Consider the following 475-nt stretch of genomic DNA (forward strand, 5'->3'; position numbering starts at 1 on the left):
TGCTGGGCAGTGTCACAGCAGGGAGCGACGGCAGCTTTACTGTGCCGCTGTCGCCTGCGCTGACCAACGGAGAAACGGTTACCGCCATTGCCAGTGATGCCGCGGGCAATATCTCCGAACCCGCCACAGCAACCGCCCCGGATACCACCGCGCCGGAAGCGCCCGCGGCTCTCCTGGTCGCGGAAGATGGCGCGTCGGTCAGCGGCACCGCCGAAGCCGGCAGTACGGTCACGATCAGCGACGCGGCAGGTAATGTACTGGGCAACGCCACGGCAGGGAGCGACGGCAGCTTTACCGTAGCGCTCTTGCCCGCGCTGACCAACGGAGAAACGGTTACCGCCATTGCCAGTGATGCCGCGGGCAATATCTCCGCCGCGGTTACCGTGATCGCCCCGGACACCACTAGCCCATCCGCACCGGCTGATCTTCTGGTCGCAGAAGATGGCGCGTCGGTCAGCGGTACGGCGGAAGCCGG

At 66.3% G+C, this 475-nt stretch carries 1 protein-coding gene; it reads left to right on the forward strand.

All coding sequences use genetic code 11. From position 1 onward, the window contains the following. On the forward strand, positions 1–475 hold a 475-nt coding region (locus tag NC856_RS17705; protein ID WP_264091710.1), incomplete at both ends, for an Ig-like domain-containing protein.

This window comes from Brenneria izbisi (assembly GCF_025840185.1).
Lineage (GTDB): Bacteria > Pseudomonadota > Gammaproteobacteria > Enterobacterales > Enterobacteriaceae > Brenneria > Brenneria izbisi.